Origin of the sequence: Aquicoccus porphyridii, from assembly GCF_008369105.1 — a bacterium.
GTDB classification, from domain to species: Bacteria; Pseudomonadota; Alphaproteobacteria; order Rhodobacterales; family Rhodobacteraceae; genus Aquicoccus; species Aquicoccus porphyridii.
Map to the genome: position 1 here is coordinate 1 of NZ_VINQ01000244.1, position 352 is coordinate 352.

The window sequence follows — 352 nt, forward strand, 5'->3', positions numbered from 1 at the left end:
CGGCGATCTCCTCCAGGCGAATCGCGCCGGTGGCCAGCAGCTCTTCGGCGAGGGCCTGGCGCACCTCGTCGAGCAACAGGCGGTAGCTGCTGCCCTCGTCGTCCAGGCGGCGACGCAGGGTACGCACGGTGAGGTGCAGTTCCATGGCCAGGGTCTGCATGTCCGGCAAGTGGCCGGGCGTCCTCAGCAAGCGGTCGCGGATGCGTCCGGCCAGACCGCCGCGCACCTGGCGGCGAGCGAGCAGGGCGCGGCACTGCTCCTCGCAGGCGCGCGCCACCTCTGGATTGGCGCCGGGCAGCGGGAGGTCGAGGAAGCGCCGTTCGAAGACCACCCGGTTGTCCGCCTGGCCGAA

At 72.2% G+C, this 352-nt stretch carries 1 protein-coding gene; it reads right to left on the minus strand.

Annotation, left to right across the window (positions count from 1 at the left end):
- Window positions 1–352: helix-turn-helix domain-containing protein (locus FLO80_RS24360; RefSeq protein ID WP_149187186.1), on the minus strand; the 352-nt coding region annotated here is incomplete at both ends.